A 22,572-nucleotide genomic window follows, 5' to 3' on the forward strand; every position below is an offset into this window, starting at 1 on the left:
ATCAGGCTGCCTGCTCACTTCACCATCAAATAATGCCGCGTCTTGCCGTGCCTCTGCTTGTTGGTCAGCGGCGGGAGGTCGAGGTGGAAGAAGTGGCGCAGGGTCTTGGTGTGGTGCTTTAGCACGGCCTTCGCGGCTTCCTTGAGCGCGATCCAGCGCTTCCATGGATGATCGGGCGCATGACTGATGTGACGCAGCAGGCTCAGCCACTCGACGTAGGCGCGGGAGATGTCACCCTCGGCGATACCGGCCTTCAAATCCTGGGCACCGGGTTGTTCAGGATGCAGCATGGCATCGAGCAGTTCCGCCGCGCCCTCGCCGTAGTCGATGGGCAGGCCGTTTTCGAGGTAGCCGTGATGATTAACGAAGCCGTAGGTGCCGCGACACACGGCGGCGAGTCGTTCGGAGCCGCAATCCAACGGCAGATCGAACTTCGAGCCGCTGCGCAGGTTTGCCATGTGATGCACGAGATCGTCCGCAGGATAACTTTCGTCCTCCAGCGCCGCGACGACCGCCAAACCTTCGCCGTGCTGGAAGAAGCTAAAAATTTCGCCGCGCCGCGTCGGCGCACCATCAGCGTCGATGAGTCCGAGCGTGCGCCAGGCATGAATGGGTGATCCAGGACGCGGTTCGCGGTCGGTGGTGACCGTTTCAGGCATGTGGACGCCGGTTTCGTTCCGTACCACGATGCTGCGCTCCTGCGGGGAGAAGAGCAGCTTCCCGTGACTATCCTCATACGCCATCACCTCGACCGGTGAGAGGTCGAAGCAGGCGAAAACGAGGTTCTCCTTCGTCACCGTGCCGATGAACTCGGGCGCGACGTCATGAATCACGTCCTCAACACTGGCGAGGATCGCGTTCGCCAGATCACCGGCATGCAGCACCGTGATTTCCTCCAGCGGCACCGTCTCCGCCTTGCGTGGCAGCTTCAACAGGCGACGGATCGACTTGGTGGGCTTGATGTCATCACCCACCGGCGTGCCAAGGCTGATCTCGACACCGTAGATCACATCCTTTTCACGACGAATCTTGCCCACGCGGCCGATGCCATGCGCAAACTTCGCCGCAAAGGCCGGAACACCAAGCAAGGCATGCACTCGGCTCAAGGGCACGCGTTGCAGCGCATGCTTGTGTTTGCGCTCCCATTCGCCAAAGGAGTTTAAAATCTGCTTCTCCGTCGCTTCGAGGCCGAAGAGGGCCTTTACGTTCTCCAAATGCGGATGGGCGACATTTGGCTCCAAGTCCTCCAAACCAAGCAGCGGCGGCACTTTGGCGAAAAGACGCTCGGAGAAGTGCTTCGCGGCCTCAAACGGGTTTTCCTGCTTCAAAGCCGCATGCTTCATCACTCGCAAGAAAATCGGCCAGGCGAGCAAGGCGCTGCGATGCAGCCGAGCAGGCCGCGCATCGAAGATCGACGGACTGTCGCGACTGGTGACGACGTGGCCTTTGTCATCAAGTCCCCGACGACCAGCGCGGCCATACATCTGCAAAAGTTCGTCGGGAGCCAGTTTGTGCTCGCTGCGACCGTCGTGATAGGTCGTGCCGGCCACATGGACGCTACGCACGGAGAAATTAATACCAGCAGCGAGTCCCATCGTCGCCACGATCACGCGGAGCTGCCCGGCCTTCGCCAGCGGCTCGATCACCCCGGCGCGCGCACCATACGAGAGGCCGCTGTGATGAAACGCGATGCGCTTTTCGATCAATGTCGCCAAATCTTTGCCGCACACCGCCCGCTGCTCGGGGGTGAGCTCAAGCGGATCACCCATCGGCAGGTCGGCGGCGAGTCGGCGTGCGATGGACTCAGCTTCCTTGCGTCGTGGCGCGAAAATGAGCAGCGGCGCGAGATCGGCGATCATCACGGCGGCGGCGAAGCGCGGCCAGTAGTTCTCAAACTGCCGCTGACGCTGTGGCAGCGTCTCCATGGGCACTTCTTCGAGCGGCACGGGCCGTTCCTTCGTCAACACGACCTCGGCCTGGCGATTCAACCCGCGCAACCACGCCACCACATCCTCGGGATTCGCCACGGAGCCGCTGAGCAGCAGTAAACGCGTGCCCGCAGGCGCTAGTGCGACGGCGGCTTCATAATTCGCGCCACGCGCGTGATCGGAGATCATCTGATACTCGTCGATCACCAGCAGCGACGGCCCTTCACCGCGCACGAGGCGTTCGAGCTGCGTCTCCAGCGTCGCTACCACGACCGGCGCATCGACATTTTCCGCGATGTCCCCCGTGGCGATGCCCACATTCCACTTCGCCTCCTTCCACTCCGCGTATTTGTCATTTGCGAGCGCACGAGTCGGCACCGTGTAGATGGCCTGACCGGACAAATGCCGCCCTTGATGCAGCAGCTCAAAAATGTAGGTCTTCCCCGCCCCGGTCGGCGCGCTGACGACCACATCCGTGCCCGTGCGCAACAAATTCACCGCCTGGTGCTGCCAGGGATCGGGAAGTTTGAGCTGGTTGATATTAGCGAGCATGGTTATTCACACGGCAGTGGGTGGTTACGAACAACTTCACCTCTGCGCAACCAAGGTTTGTGTGATGCCTCACTTGAATCCCCTCCGCAGCGCGGTATCGCTGGAAGCACATGGATTGCCGCCAGGATGAGATCGTCACCAGCCTCATGGCCTCGTATCACGAGGTCGGGGGGATCAACCACGTCGATTGCGGGAACCTGCCGTCGAAGCAGGCGATCGCGTCGCTGTGCGAGGATCTGCTGCACCTGCTGTTCCCTGGCTTCTTTTCCGAGGAGGCGGTGACGTCGGACGAGCTTCAGCTCATGACGCATGAGCTCGTCGCGGGCATCCGTCAGCGTTTGAATGTCGAGGTGCGCCGCACCGTGCGGTTGAACGGCGATTCAGCGCCTGCGGAGAGCGAGGGCCTCGTGTGCCGCTTCATGCTGGCGCTGCCGAAAGTGCGGGCGCTGCTGCAAACCGATGTGGAGGCCGCGTTCGAGGGCGATCCGGCGGCGCGTGGCTTTGAGGAGATCATTCTCGCGTATCCGGGGCTGGAGGCGATCGCTATCCAGCGAACAGCGCATGTCTTATATAAAGAAAACGTACCGCTCATCCCGCGCATGATGACGGAGTGGGCGCATGGCCGCACGGGGATCGATATCCATCCCGGCGCGGAGATCGGCACGCATTTCTTCATCGACCACGGCACGGGCGTGGTGATCGGCGAAACGGCGGCGCTGGGCAACCATGTGAAGCTTTACCAAGGCGTGGGCCTCGTGGCGCGTTCTCTGGCCGCCGGGCAGGCGCTGCGTGGCAAGAAGCGGCATCCCACACTCGAAGATCACGTCACGGTGTATGCGAACGCGACGATTGTGGGCGGCGACACGGTGATCGGCGCGCGGAGCACCATCGGCGCGAATGTTTTCATCCTTGAATCGGTGCCGCCGGACATGCTTTACGCGCTCGGCCAGCAAGAGCATCAGGTGAAGGCCAAGAAGCAGAAGTGACGCGCATGCTTGATCTCTCCCAGCTCTTTTTCGACTTCACGGCGTCGCCGGTGTGGACGCCGTTTCAGTCGGTGCGTGAGCTGGAGGCGGTGGAGCCCCCGGAAATGACCGAAACCGCCCTGCAGGACGGTCGCGATGAAACGCTGGAGGCGCAGGCACGCGAGTGGCTGCATGCGCTGGAGCTGCCCGGTGGCGCGAAACTGCTGACCGTGAGCTGGAACGCACGGCTGCGCAGCACGGCGGGCTATGCGCGATATCCGAAGTGGGCGGTGGAACTGAATCCGCTGCTGCGTGACTTTGAAGGGCAGGTGGAGCGCACGCTGAAGCATGAGCTGGCGCATTTGATCGCCTACCATCGCAGCGGGCGTCGGCGCATCGAACCGCATGGGCGTGAGTGGCGGCAGGCCTGCGCGGATCTGGGCATCGCGGGTGAAAAAGCACATCATCGCTTGCCGCTGCCGCGCAACGAGGTGGTGAGGAAGCTGGTCTATGCCTGCCCGGCCTGCCAGACGACGGTGCAGCGTGTGCGCAAGTTCCGTCGGCCTACCGCCTGCCTGCACTGCTGCAACAAACACGCGGGCGGCCAGTATGACGGCCGCTTTAAACTGGCGCTGCTGGCGTCATGACCGCATGGACCTGCCGGATGTCATCGCCCACTGCCTGAGCCTGCCTGGAGCGGAGGAAACGACGCCGTTTGGACCCGAGGCGCTGGTTTACAAGGTGAGCGGCAAGATGTTTGCCATCACCGTGCCGGAGGATTTTCCCGCACGCATCAACCTGAAGTGCGATCCTGAACGCGCCATCGAGCTGCGAGACGAGCACAAGGCCATCAAACCCGGCTGGCACATGAACAAGAAGCACTGGAACACGGTGATGCTGGACGGCAGCCTGCCGCCGAAGCTGATCCGAGAGCTGATCGAGCATTCGTACCAGCTCGTGGTGGACGCGCTGCCGAAGAAGGCGCGGGAAGCGCTGCGCAAGTGAGCGTGAGGCAGGAGCGCGGCTTGCATTCCCCCCGCTCCCACCTTTGGTGCGCGTCTAAACTTTGAACTGAAAGACACATCATGGGCGCACAATGGAAACAGAAATGGCGGGAGATGGCCGCGGACCAGAAAGGCAAGATCACGGGCAAGCTGGTACGAGAAATCCAGGTGGCGGCGAAGCTGGGCGGGCCGCATCCTGAGTACAATGCGCGACTGGCTGCGGCCGTCGCGGTGGCAAAGAAGCAGAGCGTGACACGCGAGACGATCGAGCGAGCGATTGCGAAGGGCTCGGGCACCGGACCGGACGCGGTGCAGTATGAAACGACAACTTACGAGGGCTTCACGCCGCACCGGGTGCCGGTGATCGTGGAATGCCTCACGGACAACAACAACCGCACCTCTTCGGACATCAAGGTGCTCTTCCGCGCTGGCAGCATGGGCAAGGTGATGTGGATGTTCGACCATGTGGGCTTGATCGAGGCGCATCACGCGGACAAGTCGCTCGACATCGAAGTCGCGGCGCTGGAGGCCGAGGCGGAGAACGTGGAGCCGCTGGAAATCGAGGACGAGGAGGCCGCAGGACACATCGGCGCACGTTTTTTCACGCAAACGACGACCCTGGATGCGGTGACGAAGGCGCTGAAGGCCGCAGGCTGGCAGGTGACGACCTCGGAGATGAGCTATGTGCCAAAGGAATACCCGGAACTGACCGACGCGCAGCGCGAGGAAGTGACCGAGTTTTTGCAAACGCTCGATGCGCATGATGACGTGCATCGCGTGTATGCGGCGCTGAAGTAATGACGAATGAGGAAATCCGAATGACGAATGAATGCCGAAGTGGGAATGCCGAACGTGGGTTCGGTCATTTGTCATTCGTCATTTGGGCTTCGTCATTGCTGCTCCTGGCCGTGCTGCTGTTCTGCGGCTGCGGGAAGAAAAAAGCCGCGCCAAAGGCTCAAGCGGAAGCGCCCGTCGTGGTGAAGCAGACGTTGATGACGGAGGCGGCGAAGCTGGGGCTGGCGGAGCGGGTGCCGGGGGATGTGGAGTTCTGTGTGAGCAGCGTTCACTTCCGCAAGCATGCGGAGGCCTTGAGAGCGACGAACTGGTGGAAGCAGACGATGGCGTTTGTGGAGGAGCAATTGCCGGCGGCGGATGGCAGCGCGGAGGCGGTGCAGGTGGACGAGGCGTTCGTGGCGTTTGGGAAGCAGAGCGCGAAGGGGATCGTGATGCTGCGGCAGTTGAACGACCTCTACAACGAGACCGCGTATCGCGGCATGATGAGCGGCGGTGCGCTGGCGGGCTTGGGAACGAGTTTTGACGCGGGAAAGATGATGGAAGCGGCGTTGCGTGACGCGCAGGTGCTGGAGGCGTTGATTTTGTGGCTGGAGCGCTTTGAAATGCCACCGGTGATGATCGGCGTGGCCTCGCCGGAGCCGGAAAAGGTGCTGCAAAAGATGAGCGGCCTGCTGCGGATCTCGGACTGGCTTGGCGACGCGCCGCAATCGCGCATCGTGACGACGCAGGGCGAGCAGATCACGGTCAACGAGATCGCGATGAACGAGATTTTGACGCTGGAGCGGCGGCGTGTCTGGCTGGAGGCGCTGGTGAAGTCGATGCCGCAGATCACCCCCGAGATCCGGGATCGCGTGGCGCGTGGCCTGGAGGTGCTGGCACGGAAGAAGTGGGTGTTGGCGCTCGGCTTGGGCAAAGGCCGCGCCTATGTGGCGGTGGGGCGCACGACGGAGCAGGTGCGGCTGGCGAATTCGGTCGAGGACTCGATGCTGGCGCGGAGCGAGATGCGTTTCGCGGACGACGCGCATGCGAAACGTGAGCTGGGCCTGGTCGCCTGCTGGGACGGGGCGTTTTTGAACGCGCTGCAATCCGATGAGCCCTTTCAGCCGATGCTGCGCGGTTTGCTGGCGGGATTGGAGCAGGAGCGGATGTTTGCTGGTGTGGCGAGGTCATTGGCACCGCTGGTTGTGGAGCTGGGAGCGGCTGAGCAGGCGTATTACCGCGCTGATTTCATGAATGGCGCCGCCGTGGCCTGGTGGGACGCGGGTTTGCACCTGGACTGGGCCGGCAGTGTCAACCCGGCGAACGCGGCGGTGCTGGCGCAGGGATCGCAGTTCACACCGCTGCTCGATGATGAATCCGTGGTGCTGGGTGTGAGCGGCCAAAGCGCGGCATCGGGCGCTGGACGCGCTTATTTTGAGGCGTGGATGAAGCTGGCCCATGCGGCGACGAAGGAGGTCATCGGCGCGGGCGTGGGCGGTAAGCAGGCGGCAGAGATTTTCAAGCTGGTGGATCAAACGGTGCTGCCAGGCGTGCTCGACGTTTATGACGGCACGAAAACAATCTGGCAGAAGGCGCTGGGAAATGATGGCGCGTTCATCCTGGATGTCGGCGGCAAGATGCCCCTGCTGCCAGGTCTGCCACCCGGCGGGCAGGATGTGCCGCTGCCGCGCCTGACGGTGCTGCATGAGATGAAAAATCGCGCGTTGATCGGGGTCTCGTGGCAGAACATCGAGACCGCGCTGCAAAAGCTGGCGCAACAGGCTCCGTTGCCGCAACCACTGGAACTGCCGCAGGCGATCATGAGGCAGAAAGGACCGGTGACGAGTTACGCCTACACGCTGCCGTTTGAATCCGAGGATCTGCTGCCTTGCGTGTCGCTGACGGACAAGTTCTTCATGCTTGGCACCTCGCGGGCATTACAGCGTCAGTTTGCCGACAATCTCGCCCAGGCAGGCAAAGCCGTGACGGCGGGAACGCGCGTGAAGCTGAGCTTCACCAAGCTGCGGGAGTTTTTGAAGGCCTTTGCCGTGGTGCGTGGTCAAGGAGGCAATGACGTGTCAGGCTTCAAGCAAGCGGCCAAGTGGCTGGAACCGCTGGAGGTGCTCGAACTTCGCAAGTGGAGCGAAGGCGGACTGGGACGCGGGGTGCTGTCGTGGAAAATCCACGATGTGCTGAGTTACGACTGAGCGTTTGGCTGTTTCCTACCCTACAACAGTGCTGAACCTTGAACCTTGAACCTTGAATCAAGCTCCGCATCATGAGCGGCCTATGGCGAGCAACTTCGGCACTCTTTTCCGCATCAGCACCTGGGGCGAATCACACGGCCCCGGCGTCGGGGTCGTCGTGGACGGCTGCCCGCCGAAGATCCCGCTCAGCGTTGAGGACATCCAGCACGAGCTGAACCGTCGTCGCCCGGGCCAGAGCAAGATCGTCACGCCGCGTAAAGAGGACGACACCGCCGAAATTCTTTCCGGTGTGATTGATGGGCAGACTTTGGGCACGCCCATCGGCATTTTTGTTCGCAATACCGACCAGCGTCCTTCGGCTTACACCGAGATGCAGCAGGCGTATCGCCCCAGTCACGCTGATTACACCTACGATGCCAAATACGGCATCCGCGCCGTCTCCGGCGGCGGTAGATCGAGCGCCCGCGAGACCATTGGTCGCGTCGCCGCTGGTGCCATCGCGCGGAAAGTGCTTCAGCACTCTCTTTCCGGCTATGAAGCGCTCGCCTACGTTAAAACGGTGCAAAACATCCACGCGGAGGTGCCCGCCGGCTCCGCGCTGAACTCCGAGGTCATCGAATCGAACATCGTCCGCACCTGCGATCCGGTGGCGGCGGAGAAAATGATCGCGCTTATCGAAAACATCCGCAGCGAGGGCAACAGCGTCGGTGGCATCATCGAGTGCGTCGTGCGCGGCGTGCCTGCGGGCCTCGGCGAGCCAGTTTTCGACCGTCTGGAGGCCGATCTGGCCAAGGCGATGCTCAGCCTGCCTGCCACGAAGGGTTTTGAAATTGGGAGCGGCTTCGGCGGCACCACGATGACCGGACTGGAGCACAACGACGAGTTCTACATGGACGGTCAAAACGTCCGCACGCGCACGAACCGCAGCGGCGGCGTGCAGGGCGGCATCAGCAACGGCGAGGAGATCGTCTTTCGCGTGGCCTTCAAACCCACCGCCACCGTTTTGCGCGAGCAAAAAACCGTCACCAACACCGGCGAGGACACGACGCTGTCCGCCCGTGGTCGCCACGACCCCTGCGTGCTGCCAAGAGCCGTGCCCATGGTCGAGGCGATGGTGCATCTCGTGCTGGCGGATCATTTCCTGCGCCAGCGGGCGATGCGCGGGTGACGGAAAAAGAACTCGTATCCGCAGACGTGTCCGCTAGAGTCCGCGTCCGTGATGCGAAAAATACTGAGCTTGGGAGTTCTCGCGGCCGCCTGCACGGCGGTTTCGGCATTGGCGGCGGACACAGTGAAGATCGTGCTCAAAAACGGCGCGGAGCTGCGTGGAGAGGTGCTGAAAGAGCGGGAGGATTTCGTGGTGCTCGATCTCGGCCACACGGTGCTGACACTGCCACGCGCGGAGATTTCCGTGCTGGAAAAAGCCACTGCCTCGACCAAGGCGGCGGCGGTGCAGGGCGAGGACATCTATTTCGTGGAACCGGGGCGTGAGGCGGTGACGGTGGAAAAGAACGTCCAGCGCGTGGCGGAGTCGGTGGTGCAGATCCAGACCGCTTCCGGCCTCGGCTCCGGCTTCATCATCAACAAACTCGGCTACGTCATCACCAACCAGCACGTCATCGCGGGCGAGCGTGAGATCACCGTCGTGGTGTATCGCAAAAAGCCGGGCGGATTGGAGAAACAGCCATTCACCCAGGTGAAAATCATCGCGATGAACGGTTTTCTCGACCTCGCCATCCTGCAAATCGACGATCCGGCTGCCGCGTCGCTGCCCTTCGTGCCGATGGGAGATTCGGAAACGCTCACGCAGGGCCAGGAGGTCTTCGCCATCGGCAGCCCGCTGGGTTTGGAGCGCAGCGTGTCGAAGGGCATCGTCAGCATTCGGGCGCGTGAGAACGGCGGGCGCTGGTACATTCAAAGCACGACACAGATCAACCCCGGCAACTCCGGCGGGCCGCTGTTCAACGCGCGTGGCGAGGTCGTGGGCGTGAACAACATGAAGGCCGCTGGCGTCGGCGTGGAAGGCCTCGGCTTCTCGATCCCCTCGAACGTGCTGAAGCTGTTTTTGAAGAACCGCGAGGCCTTTGCCTTTGATCCGCGCAATCCGAACAGCGGCTTCCGCTATCTGCCGCCACCGGCTCCGCCGACGGAAAAATCAAAGCCGGAATCTGTAACCACCGGCGGCTGATTCGCCGGTAGTGATCACGCCCTTCATTCAACTTCATCTCATGAAACCCCAACGCGCCCTCATTTTAATCGCCCTGGCCTTCGCCAGCGTCCTGCCCGCCTCCGCCGCAGACCGTCTGGAACAATGGTACAACCTCATGCCGAAAGGCACCACCGTTGTCGTCGCGGTGAAAAACACGCAAGAACTGCTCGCCGACTGGGACAAGAGCACCTTCTCGAAATTCATGCAGGACGAGGCCGTGCAGCGTTGGACCGCGCCGATGCGCCAGGAGGGCGTCGCTCCCTGGGACAAGTTCTTCAAAGAGCACTACGGCACCGGCATGCATGACACGCTAAAGGACTATCCTGGTGCCCTGCTGAACTTTCTGGTGATCAACGACCCTGAGGACTTCAAAAAAAACCCGCCAAGCGTGGCTCTTTGCGAGATCGCGGGCAAGGAGAAGGAGATCGAGGCGCACAAGCTCTCCGAGGTCGAGGCGGAAAAAAAGAAGAACGCGGCTTTGAAGATCGAGAACGCCAGCATCGCCGGTGTGAGTGTGCAGATCGCCACGGATGATCCTGAGGATGACGCCTGCTTCACCGCCTGGGCTGTCGTCGGGGATGTGATGATCGAGTCCACCTCCCGCAAGCTGCTGGAGCAGATGATCACCGCAGTTCAAAGCGGCTCGGCAGACGCGGCGGCGGACGCCCGCGAGCATCTGACGCGCATCGGCCAGCTCACCAACGGCGGCGGAGACATGCTGATCTACTTCAACGGCGTGAAGTTTTTGGAACTCGGCCAGAAAGCCCTGGCCGAGGCTGAAAAGGCGAAAAAGGGCGGAGAGAAAGACGCCATGGCCGCCATGGGCATCACCCCGCAGATCATCATGAACATGCTCGGCGTGCAGGAACTGCAGGCTGTCGCGATCACGATGGAACTGCAGGACGGGCAGATGCGCTCGGACTTCACCATCCTGCATCCTGAAAAGCCGGCGGGGCTCGTTTCCCTCATGCGCACCACGGCCAATGAAGTGGCCCTGCCGGTTTTCATTCCCGGCGATGTGCTCCAGGGTGGCGTCACGCGCTATGACTTCGGCAAGTTCTACGACGGCATCATGGGCATGATCATGAAGCTCGGCCCCATGGCTATGATGGTGACGATGCAGATCCCGCAGTTCGAGCAGCAGCTCGGCTTCAAGATTCGCGATGACTTCTTCGGCAGCCTCGAAGATGAGATTTCCACCGTTCAGGACGGCGCGCTGGACAAACAAAGCCAGGTGCTGGCTTTCAAAATCAAAAGCGCGGACAAGATCGGCGGCGCGCTTGAAAGCCTGAAGCGCTACGTCGGTGCGGGCTTCGGCGCCTTCGAGGAGAGCGACTACCTGGGCTATAGTGTGAACACACTCAAGCTCTCCCAGACCTCCAGCGCGGCCTCCGAGATGGCATACTGCAACACCGGCAAGCACCTCCTCATCTCCATCGGCGCCCCGAGCACGCTGAACAAGGTGCTCTCCCGCATGAAGGACCCCTCCGGCCCCAGCATCTGGGAAAACGCGCAGGTACAAAAGCTCCTCGCCGCCGTGCCGCCGAACTACGGCAGCGCCACCGTGGCCGATGTGGGCAGCATGATCAGCATGATCGCCACCGCCGCCAGCACCCTGGAGGCGCAGAATGCCGGCAAAAAGAAGGCGGCGGCCCAAAAGAAAGGCCCCGGCAAAAAAGCCGCCGCAGACGACACCGCCGCCGCCAGCGGCTCGATGCTCGATTCCAGCGCGATCCCGCCAAAAGAAGTCTTCCAGCGCTACTTCGGCCGCATGCTCGGCACGCAGTACTCGCACCCGGACGCCGTGCAGATCCACTATCTCGTCATCCCGCCGGAAGAGTAGTCGCGGACACCAGCATCCCGCACCATGCGTCCCCTTCTTCTCAGCCTTCTCGCCTCCAGCGCCTTCGCGGAAGTCCCCGCGCTCTACTTTGACGGCCCGGAGGTCGTCAAACTCGACTGGAACACCACCAGCCCGCGCTCGGGCGACTTCAATGGCGACGGACTCACCGATCTGGCCGTCATCAACGCCGCCCGCGCCCGCATCGAGTTCCTACTGCAGCGCAAAGAAGGCGTGCAGCCCGGCGATCCTGAAAAATCCGCCCGCACCGACCGCTGGAACCCGATCCTGGAAGTCTCGCGCTTCGAGAAACAACCGCTCGTCATCGGCCGCGCCGCGCTGGCACTGGTCACGGGCGATTGGAACGGCGACAAGAAAACCGACATCGCATTCATCACTGATGAGGACAAGCTTGTGCTCCGCATGCAGGGCGAGAAAGCGACGTGGACGCAGAAACGCGAGTTCACGCTCGATTCGACCAACGACGACACCGAAACCCTCGTCGCCCGCGATTTGAACGGCGATGGGCGCGACGACATCGCGCTGCTCACCAACACGCGTTTAATGATCCTGCTGCAAAAAGCCGTTGGCGAATGGGCGGAGCCGCAAAATCACGCGCTGGGCGAAAGCGGCTGCGGTGGTCTCAGCGCAAATGATCTCGATGGCGATGGCCGCGCCGACCTTTTCTACACCGCGCCGGAGGGCGACGCGTTGCTTGTGCGCCTCCAGCGCGATGGCGTGACCTTCGGCGAAGAGTGGCGGCTCGAAATCCCTACCACGCGCCACTGGCTGCATCCCATCCGCCTTGGCGGCAAGCAAACCGGCCTCGCCTGGATTCAGGAGGAGACGAACATGGTGGAGATCGCCAAACTCACGCGTGGTTTGGCCGAACCCAACGCGGATCGTGCCGCCACCATCCGCCACGCCATGCCGCCGACTGACTCGAAGACCGGCGCCGTGGCCTATGGCGACCTCACCGGCGACGGCCACGCCGATGTCGTCATGTCCGAGCCAAAAGCCGCGCGTGCGTGGTTGTTTGAAGGCAGTGCCAGCGGCTCCTTCAGCGCCGGTCGTGAGTTTCCGATCCTCAGCGGCGTCGAGTCGCTCGCCATTGCCGACGTGGATGTCGATAAGAAGCCCGATCTCGTGCTGCTCAGCCCCGGCGAACAGTCCATTGGAGTCGCACATTGGAAGGACAACCGCCTCGTTTATCCCGAGATCGTTTACCAGGCCAAGGAAGGCGAGACATTGCTCGCGCTGACCACCGGCTCGCTCCTGGCGCTGACAGACGCGGGCATTCTTTGCGTGAGCGAGATCAAATCGAAGCCGCAGCTCGTCACACTGTGCCTATCCGGTTCCGGCAAAGGCTTCCTGGCTACCACACAGGAGCTCACGATCAAAACCGGCCGCATCAACGGCCTGCGTGTGGTGGATGCGAATCAAGATGGACGTGGCGACCTCGCCCTGTTCTCCAATCTCGGTCCCATGCAGCTTCTGCTCAGCACGAGCGACGCGAAAGCACCCTTCAAGCGCGTCGAGGGCATCCCGGACTCGTTTGTGAGCAAAATCGCCCCCGCCGCGCTCACCACCGGCGATCTCGATGGCGATGGCAAGGAAGAGTTCATCATCGCGCATCAGCAGCTCGCCCGCGCCTTCAAGGTCGATGCCGAGGGCAAAGCCAGCATCGTCGAGCAGTTCAACGCGCCTGATCCCGCCGCCGAGCTGCACAGCGCGCTCATCTCACGCAAGGACGGCAAAATTTCTGTGCTGCTCATCGACGCCACACACAGCAAGCTCCACGAGCTCGTCGCGGACAAGGACCGCGTCTATCGCGCCGATCACACGCACGCGCTGCCCGTCATGACGCCGGACCGCTGTGTGCTCATGACGGCGGACAAGGCCGTGCAACTGCTCCTGCTCGCCAAAAACAGCTTCCAAATCTCCCCGCTCGACGGCTCCACGCTCAAGCTCGACACCGTGACCACCTTTGACAGCGAGTTGAAAGACTCCACCTACTCCGACCTCATCACCGCCTCATTTTCCGGCGAGGACACAGACGACATCGCCCTGCTCGACACCGCGAAAAGTCGCGTGATCGAGTTCTTCCAGCCCGCCGCCGGCTCGAAATGGCAGAGCGCCATGCACTTCCGCGTCTTCGAGACCGACCCGCACTTCCGTGGCAAGACCGGCCTCGCCAGCGAACCGCACGACTACGCCGCCCTCGACCTCGACGCCGACGGCCGCCTCGACCTCTGCCTGCTGACGCACGACCGCGTGCTGCTTTATGTGCGGAAGAAGTGATTCACGATCCCGGAGGGATCAAAGAAGATAGCCAGGGATCGAATGACTCCTGGAACGCAGACGATCCTTACCTTTTCTCAAGGGCGCATCCTGGAGGGATGCAAGAAGCCCGCTTGCCTCGCCAGACCTGCGTGACATCATGCCGCAAACGATGAAACGCCTCTACCGCCACGCCCAGATCGCCAGCGAAGACTCTCCAAAGCTCCAGACCGCCGACGTGCTCGTCGAGGGCGACAAAATCATCGGTGTGGCCCCCAGCATCGAAAAAGTCGAGGGCGCGGAGATCATCGACTGCACCGGCCGCATCTTGCTTCCCGGCCTGTTTGACATCCACGTCCATGCTCGTGAACCCGGCCAGGATGACAAGGAAAACATCGCCACCTGCGCCGAGGCGGCCATCAACGGAGGCGTCACCGGCTTCGTCATGATGCCGAACACCTCTCCGGCCATCGATAACGCGGGTGTCGTGCGCAGCGTGCTCGAAAGCGCCCGCCGCACCCGCATCGGCCCCGGCATTTACACGACAGGAGCGATCACGAAAGGCCGCAAAGGCGAGGAACTGGCCGGTATCGCGGGCATGAAGGCCGCTGGGGCCGTGATGCTCACGGACGACGGTTTCCCGGTCGATAATCCCCAGGTTCTCCGCCGCGCGATGGAATACGCTCGCGAGTTCGACATCCCCCTCGCCAGCCATTGCGAGGTGAAGGAACTCAGCGGCAAAGGCTGCATGCACGAGGGCAAAATCAGCTACGCGCTCGGCCTGCCCGGCATCCCCGCCATCAGCGAGGAGATCTGCATCGCGCGCGACATCCGCCTCGCCGAATTCACCGGCGTGCATCTCCACATCCAGCACGTCAGCACCGAGCGCGGCATGGGCACCATCAAACGCGCCAAGGACCGTGGCATCCGCGTCACCTGCGAGATCGCGCCACATCATTTGATGTTCAACCACGAGCACATCGGCGACTATAACACGCACTACAAGATGAACCCGCCGCTGCGCACGCCGGAGGACAACGCCGCGCTGCTCCAGGGCCTCAAAGACGGCTGGTTCGACGTCATCGCCACCGACCACGCGCCGCACACGCCGTTTGAGAAGAACCAGGACTTCGCCAGCGCGCCCTTCGGCATCACCGGCCTCGAAACTGCGCTCGTTTCGCTCTACGACTACTACATCCGCAAAGACATCCTCGACTGGGGCCTCATCGTGAAGCGTTACAGCGCCGAACCGCGCCGCCTCATGAAACTCCCGCCCGTGCCGATCCAAGAAGGCGGCATCGCCGAGTTCATCCTTTTCAATCCCGCCCGCACCACGACCTTCAACCGCGCCTTCATGAAGTCGAAGAGCATCAACACGCCCTTCCTCGACCAAACGCTGCAAGGCATGGTCGAACGCGTGGTGTATCGCGGTGAGGAACTGCTGGTTAGATAGAGAGCCAAGCGGTCGGCAGCTCAATTGACGAAAGCATTGGCGAGGATTTGTGTGGATCGAGCGTCTTGAAGGTGTCCGCGTGCAAAACACCGACGCAACATGATGCCCCAGCCGAACCCCACTCGCATTCGCTTCATCGTCCTCGCTGGCATCTGCGTGGGCGCGGCGCTGGCGTATTTCACGCGGAATGGCGTGGGTCCGGCGGAGAGCACGATTCGTGCGGAACTGGGCATTTCCAAAGAGCAGTCGGGCATGCTCATGAGCGCGTTTTTCTGGCCGTATGCGTTGTGCCAGATCCCGGCGGCGATGCTGGCGCAGCGGATGGGCTCGCGCTGGGCGCTGTCGTTGTATGGCGTGTTGTGGTCGCTGGCGACAGCGGGGCTGGCGCTGGGCCATCTCGCGGTGATGATCGGGTCGCGGGCCTTCATGGGCGTGGCGCAGGCAGGACTGGTGCCGGTGGGCACGACAGTCATGTCACGCTGGTTTCCCAAAACAGCGCAGGCCTCGGCCTCGGGGGCGTTCAGCGGTTTTATGTCGATGGGCAGCATCGTCGCCGCTCCGCTGACGGCCTGGCTCGTCGTGAGCGTCGGCTGGCGCTGGATGTTTGTGTGGTATGCGGTTCCCGGTGTGTTGTGGGCCATTTGGTTTGCGGTGTGGTATCGAAACCGCCCCTCGGAGCATTCATCGGTGAATGAAGCGGAGAGTGAACTGATTGGAGAGGATCAAACGAATGGGACGAATGAGCCTGGAGCGGTGCCGTGGCGGCTGCTCATCAAGAGTCCGGCGATGTGGTTTCTGTGTGCGCAGCAGTTCTGCCGGGCTGCGGGCTACATCTTCTTTGCGAGCTGGTTTGCCACCTACCTGCAAGAAGCACGCGGCGTGACGATCCTCGGCTCCGGCTGGCTGACAACGCTGCCACTGCTGGCAGATGTGACGGGCTGCATGTTTGGCGGCGTGCTTTCGGATGCGGTGCTGCGCTGGACCGGCAGGCCGCGTCTCGCGCGTCAGGGCTTGAGTGCCACGGCCTTGCTGCTCTGCGCGGGCCTGATCTTCAGCGCGTGGTTCGTCGCGCATCCGGTGATGGCGGTGCTGGTCATCAGCGCGGGCATGTTCTGCGCGGCGACGGCGAATCCCTGCCTGGGGGCGACGGTGATGAGCCTTGGCGGCCCGCATGTCGCCACCGTGAGCGCCACCGCCAACATGTGCGGCAATCTCGGCGCCGCTGCGTTCCCGATTGCCGTGCCATGGCTGCTGGCCCATGCCGGGGGCTGGAATGCGGTGCTCGGCGGCTTTGGCGCTCTCTACATCATCGCGGCGGTGTTTTGGCTCATGATTCGAACCAACAGCAGCCTCTTTGATCACTCGCCGAAGGCGTAAAGATGCTTGTCGGTGCGCAGGTAGATCACACCATCGACGATGGCGGGTGAAGCGAAGACGGAAGCCTTGAGATCGTTGCGTGCCAGTACCTTCAGCGTGTCGCTCGCGGCATCCAACACGACGACGGTGCCGCGTTGCGACGTGATGTAGATACGGCCATCGGCGCTGACAGCGGAGGCGTAGTAGTCGCCGGAGGCATCGACGCGCTCGGCCTGGAAAATGGGGCTGCCGCTTTTCGCGTCGTAGGCACTGGCGAGGCCGCCGCTCTTCATGGTGAAGACGCGTCCGTTCGCCACGATGGGCGAGGAAACATACGGCAGGTGCTTGTTCACCTGCCAGATGACGTGCGTGTCGGTGATGTCGCCGCTGCCACCGGGCTTGATGGCGAAAAGCTGGTTCACGGCATCGGCAAACATGCCGCGCATGGTTTCATACTCGGCCTTCGTCACCTTGCCGTCTTTGTCGGCGTCGATCTGCGAGAAGCGGTCTTTGATTTTGCCCTTCGGAAACTCCGCCAGCGTCAGCAGGCCGTCTTTGTCAGCGTCGTTCGCGGCGGCAAAAGTCTCGTGCGGCTCCATGAGCACGCGGTCGTCTTCATCGCCACCGACGTTCCAGCTTGAGACGAGCAACACACCGTCGGCGGCCACAGGACTTGCATTCGACACACGCGCCATGCCACGCGCAGACCAGCGCTGTTTGCCATCTTTAAGATCATAACTCCGCACCCACAGCGATCCGCACACGACGAGTTCCTCAATGCCGTCGTGTTTCCACACCAACGGCGACGAAAAGCCGCGCCGGAACTCGCTGCGGTCCACGCGCCAGGCTTCCGCGCCGGTTTTCACATCCAGCGCGATCATGTAGCTGCCCACATCCTGATCCGCGACGATGATGACCTTTCCGTCCGCGATGATCGGCGAGGCGCTGGTGCCAAACTCGACCACCGGCGCAGGCAACGGCTTCTTCCACAGCTCCTTGCCGCTCCAATCATAGGCCAGCACGCCGTAGCTGCCGAAATACGCGATCAAACGCTCGCCATCCGTGCAGCAGGTCGGCGTGGCCGGGCTGCCGATGCGATGCGCACCCTCGATTTTCTCAGCCGGAGCCGCCACACGCCAGAGTTCGCGTCCATCAGCACGATTGAGGCAAAACGTGACCAACTTGCCGCCATCGAGACCCGTGAGCGCGATCTTGTCTCCCCAGACGCAGGGCGAAGAATGCCCATGCGGCACCTCGACCTGCCAGCGCATGTTTTTCTCCGCGTTGAACTCCACCGGCGGCTTTCCTGTGCCGATGCCGAGCCCGCCTTCACCGCGAAACTGCGGCCAGTGGGACTCGGCAAGCCCGCCGATGGGCAGGCAGAGCAACAGCAGGGCCAGGCGTGAAGTCATGCGACTGGAGATGAGCAAAAGTTACTTCACCACCGGGCGCAGCACCATGTTGCGGTAGTCCACGTTCGTGTGGTCGCCTTGCAGGTAAAGTGGGCCGGGTTTGAACTCATCGCTCGTCATCGCGCCGCCGGTGCAGCCGAGCACGGGCTGGTTGTCGATGATGGTGGTGCCGTTGAGGATCACCGTGAGGTGGCGATCCACCAGCGTGATGTCCAGCGTCTGCCATTCGCCGATCGGCTTCTCCGCGTTCACGCTTGGCGTGATGCGGCTGTAAAGCGCGCCCATGTGGTGCGAATCGAGCGGCTTGCCAAAGCTCTCCATGATCTGCACCTCATAAATGCCGCGCAGATAGATGCCGCTGTTGCTGCCTTCCTGCGTGCGCACCTCGGTCTTCAGATTAAAGTCCTCAAACTCCGCGTCGGTGCGCAAATTGCCGAAATGCTTGTCCTTGGCCTTCACCACGCGGTTTTGCAGCACGCCATCGACCACGCTCCAGCCGTTGTCGGCTTCTTTGAGCAAACGCCAGCCGGTGAGATCCTTGCCATTCAAGAGCTGGATCGGATCGCCAAACTTCACCTTCGCGAGATCAGGCTTGGCCGGGATGTCGGCGATGCGCTTGCCGGCAAACTCAGCAGGCTTGCCAATCTCTTTGCCCTCAGCGTTCTTTTTCGCCGTGGTGAGCTTCAACGCGTCGCCTTCGATCTTCGCCGTGATGGTTTCGATGGCCGACAGCTTGCCTTCCTTGTTCTTCTGCTCACGCGTCACGATCAACGTGTCGCCATCGACCTTCGTGCCCGCCGTCGGCACCACGCTGCCGCCGCCCCAGAGCACGCTGGAGCTGAGGGCACCGTCTTTGGATTCAACGCCCAGCCAGCCAGCGCCACCGCCGGGGATCGTCAGCGCCCAGCGTCCTACGAAAGGATTGTCAGCGGCATTCAAAACAGCGCCGAGACTGAAAACAGCAGCGACAGAGAGGGAGCGAATCGAGAAGAACATAGGAGGCAGGTCGTGGGGTTGATGGAGGCGTGGAGAAACGGGATTACTTGCGCTGATCCTTCACACAGTCGGGATCCGCAGGTGTTGGCGAGCCGGTTTGATCGACCGGATGCGTGTAAAGATACTTCCAGACCGCCTCGTGGATGAGTTTGCCGTCCTTGTCCTTCACAGCAGACCCGCCGGGCGTCACGGAACCGTGCGCACGACCGGCATCGCCCTTCACATCGGCGTCCGTGATGAGACGACGCGAGTTCTCAAACGGCGGGGAGACCATGTCCACATTCACGATTGGGCCGAACTGGTTCAGGCCCATCATCTCCCACGAGCGGCAGTAGTGATCGCCCGTCCAGCCGCCGTCCAGCACATGGCTGAAGCCGAAGATGCGGTTTGCCGGTGTCGCGGAGGGCAGGGACTGCCAGCTTTCCAAGTTGTCACGTGGCCCGCACAGGCACACCACGCGGTCCACCTTCTGGTGCTTGGCAAAACGCGCCGAGGTCGTCGCACCATGAGAAGCACCGGAGAGGATCACCTTATCCCAGTCCAGGCCTTTGCCATCCTTGCTCAGGAACTGCTTCCACTTGCCTTCGGGATGCTCCTTGGAGAGCCATTTCACAAACTGAAACGAGCGCTCCATGATGCTATCCGGCTGCGGGATGCTCACCAGATCGCTCCGATCTTCGCCGATGGACGCTTCGAGCCGGATGTCGCCCAAAGTCTTGCCATCATCGCGTCGTGCCGCCGGGATGATGCCGAACCACTTGTTCGCATAATGCACCTGGATCGCATGCAACCCGTAGCTGTTCAGCCGCTCAAACAAGCCTGCGTTGTGCCCCATAAGCCAGATCACCAGCTTGCCCTGAGGCTTCACTTTCGTGTCCACGCTCGCGTTCTGCATGTCCTGCGGCTTGCCTTTCTTGTCCGTGAACACGAAGTCGATTTCAGGATGCTCCTTGGCACGCGGATCGATCTCGCTCGCACGTTTGGAGATGGTTTCGGCGGCAAAGGAACTGGCCGACAACAGTAACAAGCAGGTGATGATGTTCTTCATGGATGGTTAGGGTTCAGAATTTCAACGCGAATGCTGCGGAATGTTCGCGAATGATCGCGAATCCAGAAACGCGCTCATAGCAGGATCGCCATTCGTGAAAATTCGCGTTTCATGCAGTGATTCACGACTCAAACCGCCGCCCGGCAGAATAAGACCCCACGCTGCGGATCGTCGCACCCTCCGCCCGCGTTTGATCCAGTGCCTGCTGCACCTGCGGATCAGCCATGGAGCCTTCGATCTCGATGTAGAAGCGATACTTGTTCGGCTGGCCGCGGATCGGGCGTGACTCGATGCGTTTCATGTTGATGCCGTCATCGCTCAGCGGTGTCAGGAACCGGCACAGGCTGCCCGGACGATCCGGCAGCTCCACCACAAGCGCCGTGCGGTCATGCACCGGCAATGCCGCGCTCACCCCATGCCCCACCAGGAAAAACTGAGTGATGTTCGGCGTCTCTCCCGCGATGGGAAAATGCAGCACCTGCAGGCCGTGGCGCTCGGCATTCTGCCTGGGGCCGATGGCGGCGGCACCGGGTGTGGCGGCGGCTTTGGCCGCCGCCTTGGCCGTACTCGGTTCCGGCACACGTTTCGCCTGCGGATAGTTCGTGCGCAGCCACTCATCGCAGTGGAAAAACGGAATGGCATGAGAATGAATCGAGGTGATTTTTTCGTCCGCACGTCCCAGCAACGCCAGCTTCACATCCAGCGTCAGTTCTTCAAAAATGGTCAGTCCTGAACGTGCGTCCACCAGGCAGTCCACGGTGTCGATGATGAAGCCGCCCGACGAATTCTCGATCGGCACGATGCCCTGCACCGCAGGATTCGCAGCAATGTAGGCAAACACATCGCCCACGTTGTCCCGCAAACTCACCTCAGCGCCTGGAAAGCGCATCTGCGTGATCAGATGCGAAAAACTGCCCTCGGGGCCGAGGCAGGCGATGGTTGGCGGCGGATTCATGCGAGCCGCGCATGCTGGGGTGGTGACTGCATGCGGTCAAGTTGTGTCGCCAATGACGTTTTTGAATTCCCCCTCACCCAGCCTCTCCCCGGAGTAAAACGCACGACCATGCCGCGTTCTCGACGGGGAGAGGAGGACGCCCTGCACTTCGACCTATCTCCAAGGCACACAAAGCGAATCTCCCTCTCCCCGCCCCAGTCTGAATTCGCTCCAAGATCATCTTCGGGGAGAGGGCTGGGGTGAGGGGTCAAAATCGAACCCACGCTGGCATTCTCCTCACAGCACATGTTTCTTTCTCGATGCGTCGCCGCTGGAAAGCCATCCTCATCACCCTGCTCGTATTCGCAGCAGTCGGCTGGTGGGGCATTCCATGGCTGGTGCCATTGCCAGAAGCTCTGCTACAACCACCGCCCGCTTCCACGCTTTACCTCGCCCGCGACGGCACACCGCTGCGGCATCTTCTCAATGAAGATGGCACACGCTCCGCACCACCGGTGCAATACGCGGAGATTCCGACGACGCTGGTTCACACGGTGCTCGCCGCTGAGGACAAACGTTTCTTTTCCCATGGCGGCGTTGATCCTTTGGCCATCGCGCGCGCCGCCTGGGACAATGCGCAGGCGAAACGTGTCGTTTCCGGTGCCTCGACAATTCACCAGCAGCTCATCAAATACACCACGCCGCGCTCCGGCAAACGCACGCTGGGGATCAAGATCGTCGAGGCGCTGCAAGCACGTCGTCTCGCGATGTCCTGGAGCCGCGAGGACGTGCTTACGGCTTACCTGAACCGCATTTCCTTCGGCAACCTCATGACCGGAGCCGCCACCGCTGCGTCCGGCTACTTCCACAAGCCGCTCAACGATCTCACACCAGCCGAATGCGCGCTGCTCGCCGCGCTGCCGCAGTCGCCGAGCCGTTTGAACCCGTTTCGCAGCCTGGAGGCTGTTTTACCGCGCCAACGTCGCATTCTTGATCACATGCGCACGCTCGGCTGGCTCGATGACGAGTCGCATCGTGTCGCCTTGAGCCAAAACATCGTGCTGCAACGCTTCAGCGGCGGATTTGAGGCTCCGCATGCCATTGAAATGCTGCGCGGCGCTTCCGATGCCACGACGATCCGCACCACGCTCGATGCCACGCTTCAGCAGCAAGTGGAGACGATCATTGCGCAGCGCCTGGAGTCGCTCAAAGGCCGTCATGTCTCGCATGGGGCCGTGGTGGTGATCGAGAACTCCACCGGAGCCGTGCTCGCGCTCGCTGGATCGCGCGATTTCTTCGCGAATGAAGGCGGTCAGATCAATGGAGCCTGGGCACCGCATTCCCCCGGCTCGGCGATGAAGCCGTTCACTTATCTGATCGCTTTCGAGCGTGGTGCGACACCCGCGAGCATCGTCGCCGATCTGCCCATCGAGTTCGCCACCACCAGCGGCACCTACAAGCCGGAAAATTTCTCCCTGCGCAGCTTTGGGCCGATGACGTATCGAAATGCGCTCGGCAATTCGCTCAACATCTCCGCCGTGCGCGTGCTCGATTCCATCGGCGGAGCTGAAACGCTGCTGCCGAAGCTACGCGAACTTGGTTTGAGCACACTCA

General features: G+C 61.9%; 17 protein-coding genes. 12 read left to right on the top strand and 5 right to left on the bottom strand.

The genetic code is table 11. From position 1 onward, the window contains the following. Positions 1-14 precede the first annotated feature (14 nt). Entirely contained in the window at positions 15-2,480 is a 2,466-nt protein-coding gene (locus ACILSI_RS09300; RefSeq protein WP_395721596.1) for a DEAD/DEAH box helicase, read from the bottom strand. A gap of 110 nt (positions 2,481-2,590) precedes the next feature. On the opposite strand from ACILSI_RS09300, the gene epsC reads away from it, so the two are divergent. The 11 genes from epsC to ACILSI_RS09355 all read left to right on the top strand — a co-directional run bounded on the left by epsC (position 2,591) and on the right by ACILSI_RS09355 (position 16,589). After that, entirely contained in the window at positions 2,591-3,466 is an 876-nt protein-coding gene (gene epsC, locus ACILSI_RS09305; protein ID WP_395721597.1) for a serine O-acetyltransferase EpsC, read from the top strand. A gap of 5 nt (positions 3,467-3,471) precedes the next feature. Further along, entirely contained in the window at positions 3,472-4,092 is a 621-nt protein-coding gene (locus ACILSI_RS09310; protein WP_395721598.1) for a SprT-like domain-containing protein, read from the top strand. Continuing rightward, positions 4,055-4,450: an MmcQ/YjbR family DNA-binding protein gene (locus tag ACILSI_RS09315; RefSeq protein ID WP_395721599.1), complete on the top strand. Its 396-nt coding sequence runs from the start codon at positions 4,055-4,057 to the stop codon at positions 4,448-4,450. The genes ACILSI_RS09310 and ACILSI_RS09315 overlap by 38 nt, the downstream gene beginning before the upstream one ends. An 80-nt stretch (positions 4,451-4,530) precedes the next feature. After that, positions 4,531-5,247: a YebC/PmpR family DNA-binding transcriptional regulator gene (locus ACILSI_RS09320; protein WP_395721600.1), complete on the top strand. Its 717-nt coding sequence runs from the start codon at positions 4,531-4,533 to the stop codon at positions 5,245-5,247. Positions 5,248-5,315: 68 nt separating this feature from the next. Continuing rightward, positions 5,316-7,430 carry a hypothetical protein gene (locus ACILSI_RS09325; RefSeq protein WP_395721601.1) on the top strand — a complete coding sequence of 705 codons (2,115 nt, stop codon included), beginning with the start codon at positions 5,316-5,318 and terminating at the stop codon, positions 7,428-7,430. Between the two features lie 82 nt (positions 7,431-7,512). After that, positions 7,513-8,598 (top strand): chorismate synthase, encoded by a 1,086-nt coding sequence (gene aroC / locus ACILSI_RS09330; protein WP_395721602.1) that lies wholly within the window; start codon positions 7,513-7,515, stop codon positions 8,596-8,598. Positions 8,599-8,667: 69 nt separating this feature from the next. Further along, a complete protein-coding gene (locus ACILSI_RS09335) occupies positions 8,668-9,618 on the top strand; it encodes a trypsin-like peptidase domain-containing protein (RefSeq protein WP_395721603.1) in 951 nt (316 codons plus the stop codon). A 40-nt stretch (positions 9,619-9,658) separates the two neighbouring features. Then, positions 9,659-11,482, top strand: coding sequence for a hypothetical protein (locus ACILSI_RS09340; RefSeq protein ID WP_395721604.1), 1,824 nt, complete (start codon positions 9,659-9,661; stop codon positions 11,480-11,482). Positions 11,483-11,506: 24 nt separating this feature from the next. Then, positions 11,507-13,780 carry an FG-GAP repeat domain-containing protein gene (locus ACILSI_RS09345; protein ID WP_395721605.1) on the top strand — a complete coding sequence of 758 codons (2,274 nt, stop codon included), beginning with the start codon at positions 11,507-11,509 and terminating at the stop codon, positions 13,778-13,780. Between the two features lie 151 nt (positions 13,781-13,931). Then, complete coding sequence (locus tag ACILSI_RS09350) at positions 13,932-15,212, top strand: dihydroorotase (RefSeq protein WP_395721606.1); 1,281 nt, start codon at positions 13,932-13,934, stop codon at positions 15,210-15,212. 99 nt (positions 15,213-15,311) lie between these two features. Continuing rightward, the gene (locus ACILSI_RS09355) at positions 15,312-16,589 is read left to right on the top strand and encodes an MFS transporter (RefSeq protein ID WP_395721607.1); all 1,278 of its coding nucleotides are present in this window, start codon (positions 15,312-15,314) and stop codon (positions 16,587-16,589) included. Here the strand turns inward: ACILSI_RS09355 and ACILSI_RS09360 are convergent. The 4 genes from ACILSI_RS09360 to ACILSI_RS09375 all read right to left on the bottom strand — a co-directional run bounded on the left by ACILSI_RS09360 (position 16,571) and on the right by ACILSI_RS09375 (position 20,979). After that, positions 16,571-17,980, bottom strand: coding sequence for a PQQ-binding-like beta-propeller repeat protein (locus ACILSI_RS09360; protein WP_395721608.1), 1,410 nt, complete (start codon positions 17,978-17,980; stop codon positions 16,571-16,573). The genes ACILSI_RS09355 and ACILSI_RS09360 overlap by 19 nt on opposite strands. A 21-nt stretch (positions 17,981-18,001) precedes the next feature. Next, the gene (locus ACILSI_RS09365; RefSeq protein WP_395721609.1) at positions 18,002-18,976 is read right to left on the bottom strand and encodes a DUF1080 domain-containing protein; all 975 of its coding nucleotides are present in this window, start codon (positions 18,974-18,976) and stop codon (positions 18,002-18,004) included. Positions 18,977-19,019: 43 nt separating this feature from the next. Then, the gene (locus ACILSI_RS09370) at positions 19,020-20,024 is read right to left on the bottom strand and encodes a BPSS1187 family protein (RefSeq protein WP_395721610.1); all 1,005 of its coding nucleotides are present in this window, start codon (positions 20,022-20,024) and stop codon (positions 19,020-19,022) included. A 121-nt stretch (positions 20,025-20,145) separates the two neighbouring features. Continuing rightward, positions 20,146-20,979, bottom strand: a complete 834-nt coding sequence (locus ACILSI_RS09375; protein WP_395721611.1) for a prephenate dehydratase — start codon at positions 20,977-20,979, stop codon at positions 20,146-20,148. A gap of 299 nt (positions 20,980-21,278) precedes the next feature. On the opposite strand from ACILSI_RS09375, the gene ACILSI_RS09380 reads away from it, so the two are divergent. Beyond that, a partial coding sequence (locus tag ACILSI_RS09380; protein WP_395721612.1) for a transglycosylase domain-containing protein occupies positions 21,279-22,572 on the top strand: 1,294 nt, incomplete at its 3' end.

It is taken from the genome of Prosthecobacter sp. (genome assembly GCF_044232965.1).
In the GTDB taxonomy this organism is placed as follows: domain Bacteria; phylum Verrucomicrobiota; class Verrucomicrobiia; order Verrucomicrobiales; family Verrucomicrobiaceae; genus Prosthecobacter.

What these genes read in the sequence shown, in the direction of transcription:
- ACILSI_RS09315 (WP_395721599.1), top strand. Translation starts at nt 4,055, where the DNA reads ATGACGGCCGCTTTAAACTGGCGCTGCTGGCGTCATGACCGCATGGAC.
- ACILSI_RS09340 (WP_395721604.1), top strand. Translation starts at nt 9,659, where the DNA reads ATGAAACCCCAACGCGCCCTCATTTTAATCGCCCTGGCCTTCGCCAGC.
- ACILSI_RS09355 (WP_395721607.1), top strand. Translation starts at nt 15,312, where the DNA reads ATGATGCCCCAGCCGAACCCCACTCGCATTCGCTTCATCGTCCTCGCT.
- ACILSI_RS09320 (WP_395721600.1), top strand. Translation starts at nt 4,531, where the DNA reads ATGGGCGCACAATGGAAACAGAAATGGCGGGAGATGGCCGCGGACCAG.
- ACILSI_RS09360 (WP_395721608.1), bottom strand. Translation starts at nt 17,980, where the DNA reads ATGACTTCACGCCTGGCCCTGCTGTTGCTCTGCCTGCCCATCGGCGGG.
- ACILSI_RS09345 (WP_395721605.1), top strand. Translation starts at nt 11,507, where the DNA reads ATGCGTCCCCTTCTTCTCAGCCTTCTCGCCTCCAGCGCCTTCGCGGAA.
- epsC (WP_395721597.1), top strand. Translation starts at nt 2,591, where the DNA reads ATGGATTGCCGCCAGGATGAGATCGTCACCAGCCTCATGGCCTCGTAT.
- ACILSI_RS09365 (WP_395721609.1), bottom strand. Translation starts at nt 18,976, where the DNA reads ATGTTCTTCTCGATTCGCTCCCTCTCTGTCGCTGCTGTTTTCAGTCTC.
- ACILSI_RS09370 (WP_395721610.1), bottom strand. Translation starts at nt 20,024, where the DNA reads ATGAAGAACATCATCACCTGCTTGTTACTGTTGTCGGCCAGTTCCTTT.
- ACILSI_RS09375 (WP_395721611.1), bottom strand. Translation starts at nt 20,979, where the DNA reads ATGAATCCGCCGCCAACCATCGCCTGCCTCGGCCCCGAGGGCAGTTTT.
- ACILSI_RS09350 (WP_395721606.1), top strand. Translation starts at nt 13,932, where the DNA reads ATGAAACGCCTCTACCGCCACGCCCAGATCGCCAGCGAAGACTCTCCA.
- aroC (WP_395721602.1), top strand. Translation starts at nt 7,513, where the DNA reads ATGGCGAGCAACTTCGGCACTCTTTTCCGCATCAGCACCTGGGGCGAA.
- ACILSI_RS09310 (WP_395721598.1), top strand. Translation starts at nt 3,472, where the DNA reads ATGCTTGATCTCTCCCAGCTCTTTTTCGACTTCACGGCGTCGCCGGTG.
- ACILSI_RS09300 (WP_395721596.1), bottom strand. Translation starts at nt 2,480, where the DNA reads ATGCTCGCTAATATCAACCAGCTCAAACTTCCCGATCCCTGGCAGCAC.